Here is a 3292-nt window from a genome sequence, read left to right as displayed (position 1 = left end):
GACGGCAACGGAGCGGTTTTCGCACAGCACCAAAAGCCTCACCCGCGCACAATCCCGCACTCTGAGCCCGACCGAGAGGGAGGGTCGCTCCGCGTACGCATTATGATCCTCTTCCTAGCCTCCGTCCCGCTCGAACCCGTCCAATGGGCCATGTCCGACATCTTCCGCGGCAAGCCCATGATCGCTGTCCCCAACGGCGCCTACGCCGCCGTTGACTGGTTCCGCGCCAACGGGTACGCATCGTGACCCACGCCTCATACCGAACCGCGACGGCAACGGAGCGGTTTTCGCACAGCACCAAAAGCCTCACCCGCGCACAATCCCGCACTCTGAGCCCGACCGAGAGGGAGGGTCGCTCCGCGTACGCATTATGATCCTCTTCCTAGCCTCCGTCCCGCTCGAACTAAAAGGCCTCCTCAAGCACTGCGACAAGCTTCGCCGCGAACACCTCCCCGTCCAATGGGCCATGTCCGGCATCTTCCGCGGCAAGCCCATGATCGCTGTCGCCAACGGCGCCGGCCCCCTACGCGCCTACGCCGCCGTCGGCGGACCCGATCTCGAAATGGTCCTTAATCTCGGCCTTTGCGGTGCCCTCGATCCCGCGTTAAAAATCGGCGACGTCGTAGCTGCGACCGAAGTCGGCGGCGAACCATCGCTCGCTCCATCATCCTCCCCGCATTGCGCACGCGGGGCTCTCGTCACCGCCGATCACGTCGTCCGATCCGCCCAGGAGAAGCGCTCCCTCCGTCTCCTCGGCGGCCTCGCCGTCGACATGGAAGCCCGCGGCGCACGCAAACGCGCCAAAGAACTCGGCGTCCCGTTCTACGCCGTCAAATGCGTGAGCGACCTCGCCGAAGAAGAACTGCACTGCGACTTCAATCGCGCCCTGCGGGATGATGGAAGAATCGACACCGTGCGGCTCGCGATGGACGCGCTCAAACGTCCCTTCACCTGCCTGCCCGAGTTGCTGCGGCTGGGGAAACGCGCGGCGCTCTGTTCGGAGAAGTTGGGGGAGTTCGTTGCAAGCTGCGAGTTCTGATATACCAGCCGACATGCTGGCCGCGGTTTATCGCGGCGACAGCGTGGTTGCCGTGGAGCGCATCGCTGTCCCCGAAATCGGGCCCGGCGAGCTGCTGCTGCGCGTGGAAGCCTGCGGCGTCTGTCACACCGATCTGAAGAAGGTCGAGTACAACCTGCTTCCGCCGCCCCGCGTCTTCGGACACGAAACCGCCGGAACCGTAGTTGCGGTCGGGGCGGGCGTGCAGAGGTTCCGCGTGGGAGATCGCGTGATCTCCTTCCACCACATCCCGTGCAGCCATTGTTTCTACTGCGAGCGCGGACTCTACGCGCAGTGCAAGGTCTACAAGCGCGTCGGCGTCACCGCTGGATTTGAGCCCGCGGGCGGCGGCTTCGCTCAATACGTCCGCGTGATGGATTGGATCGTCGAACGCGGCGTCGAACGCATCCCGGACGGCGTTTCCTTCGAAGTCGCCTCCTTCGTCGAGCCGGTCAACACCTGCCTGAAAGCGGTCGAGCAACTCGCGCCCGCGGCGGGCGACGTCATCGTCGTTATGGGGCAGGGACCCATCGGCCTCATCTTCACCATGCTGCTTGCCCAGCGCGGCGTTAAGGTCATCGCGACCGATACCATGCTGCGCCGTCTCGAATTATCGAAGCTTTGCGGCGCGGAGATTGCGCTCGATCCACTCGTCAGCGATGTCGCAAAGGCTGCCGCCGTGTTAACGGACGGCCGCGGCGCGGACGCTGTGATTCTCGCCACCGCAGTGCCAGGTCTGGTTGAACAAGCGGTCGACTGCTCCCGCCCCGGAGCCAAAATCCTGCTCTTCGCCCAAACTTCGAGCAAAGAACGCATCGAACTATCCGGTGCCAGCATCTGCGTAGGCGAGCGCATCTTATTCGGCTCTTACAGCGCTTCCGTCGATGTTCAGAAACAATCGGCGGAGCTGGTCTTCAGTGGAAAGCTTCCGCTCGATCGGCTCATCTCGCACCGCATGCCCCTGGCCCGCATTCACGATGCATTCCAACTCGCGACGAAACCGACGGCGGAGTCTCTCAAAATCGTGGTAAATCCGCATGGGTGAAAGTATGCAAGCCGCGGTGCTCTACGGCAAAGAAGATGTGCGGGTGGAACGCGTGGAACTCACCCAGATCGGTCCCGGCGACCTGCTCGTCCGCGTCGGCGCCGCGCTCACCTGCGGCACCGACGTCAAAGTCTTCCAGCGCGGCTACCACGCCCGTATGATCGTCCCGCCTTCGCCGTTCGGCCACGAGTTCGCCGGCGAAGTCGTCGCCGTAGGGCGCGAAGTCGAACGGTTCCGGGTGGGCGATCGCGTCGTTGCCTCCAACTCCGCGCCGTGCGGCAACTGCTTCTACTGCAAACGCCACCAGGCCAATCTCTGCGAAGATCTGCTCTTCAACAACGGCGCCTATGCCGAGTATCTTTGCGTTCCCAGGCGCATCGTCGAACGCAACACCTATCACGTTCCCGACTTACTAAGTGATACCGACGCCGCTCTCATGGAACCGCTAGCCTGCGCCGTGCTCGCGCTCAACGAAACAGGAGCCGCCAAGGGTGATACGGTCGCCGTCATTGGCCCCGGACCCATCGGCATCATGTTCGTGAAACTAGCCAAAAGCCGGGGGATGCGCGTCATCATCAGCGGGCGTCGTCAGGCCCAGGTCGACCGCGCCCTCGATGCCGGAGCCGACCACGGTGTCACCACCGAAATCCCCGAGGAAGCCGTCGCGCACATTCGCGCACTGACGGATGGACGCGGCGTCGACGTCGCCATTGAAGCTGTGGGTAAACCCGAGCTCTGGCGCGCCGCCGCCCAGACGCTGCGCCGCGGCGGAACGGTGAACTTCTTCGGCGGCTGCCCTCGCGGAAGCGAAGTTAGTCTTCCGACCGAGTTACTCCATTACTCGGGACTTCGGACCATCGCCAGCTTCCACCACACCCCGGCGACCAATCGCGCGGCGCTCGATCACATCATCGCGGGCGATGTTCGCGCACGCGATTTCGTTGGTGACGAGCGTCCGCTGGCCGCACTACCTGACGTGCTCGCAGCGTTGGCAAAGCGCAACGGGGTTCTGAAAACCGCCATCGTGCCATGACCTCTGCCCTGCAACTGGCCCCGCGCGAGTTCCTCTTAAGCGAAGAAGCGACGCGGCACGAGTTCTCCCGGTCGCAAGCCGAGGCTTACACCAAATGGCTGGCTACTCATCATTATGAGAACTTCCACGTAGTTAGTCTCTTACTCCCCAAGCGCCT

4 protein-coding genes are annotated in these 3292 nt (G+C 63.5%); all 4 read left to right on the top strand.

Annotated features, from left to right (window positions below; all coding sequences use genetic code 11):
• Positions 1–102 precede the first annotated feature (102 nt).
• Positions 103–246, top strand: a complete 144-nt coding sequence (locus H1Y01_RS05145) for a hypothetical protein (RefSeq protein WP_180539198.1) — start codon at positions 103–105, stop codon at positions 244–246.
• 124 nt (positions 247–370) lie between these two features.
• Positions 371–1039 carry a 5'-methylthioadenosine/S-adenosylhomocysteine nucleosidase family protein gene (locus tag H1Y01_RS05140; RefSeq protein ID WP_180539197.1) on the top strand — a complete coding sequence of 223 codons (669 nt, stop codon included), beginning with the start codon at positions 371–373 and terminating at the stop codon, positions 1037–1039.
• A gap of 13 nt (positions 1040–1052) precedes the next feature.
• Positions 1053–2102 (top strand): alcohol dehydrogenase catalytic domain-containing protein, encoded by a 1050-nt coding sequence (locus H1Y01_RS05135; protein WP_180539196.1) that lies wholly within the window; start codon positions 1053–1055, stop codon positions 2100–2102.
• Positions 2103–2106: 4 nt separating this feature from the next.
• Positions 2107–3135, top strand: coding sequence for a zinc-dependent alcohol dehydrogenase (locus H1Y01_RS05130; protein ID WP_219341283.1), 1029 nt, complete (start codon positions 2107–2109; stop codon positions 3133–3135).
• Positions 3136–3292: the final 157 nt, after the last annotated feature.

This window comes from Nevskia soli, from assembly GCF_903970205.1.
GTDB lineage: Bacteria > Acidobacteriota > Terriglobia > Bryobacterales > Bryobacteraceae > Bog-113.
The sequence above is the reverse complement of the archived record's forward strand: the minus strand, read 5'-3'. Positions and strand labels throughout refer to the sequence as shown.

Bases quoted from the DNA above. Each gene is read 5' to 3' on its own strand.
- H1Y01_RS05145 (WP_180539198.1), top strand. From the start codon at position 103: ATGATCCTCTTCCTAGCCTCCGTCCCGCTCGAACCCGTCCAATGGGCC.
- H1Y01_RS05140 (WP_180539197.1), top strand. From the start codon at position 371: ATGATCCTCTTCCTAGCCTCCGTCCCGCTCGAACTAAAAGGCCTCCTC.
- H1Y01_RS05135 (WP_180539196.1), top strand. From the start codon at position 1,053: ATGCTGGCCGCGGTTTATCGCGGCGACAGCGTGGTTGCCGTGGAGCGC.
- H1Y01_RS05130 (WP_219341283.1), top strand. From the start codon at position 2,107: ATGCAAGCCGCGGTGCTCTACGGCAAAGAAGATGTGCGGGTGGAACGC.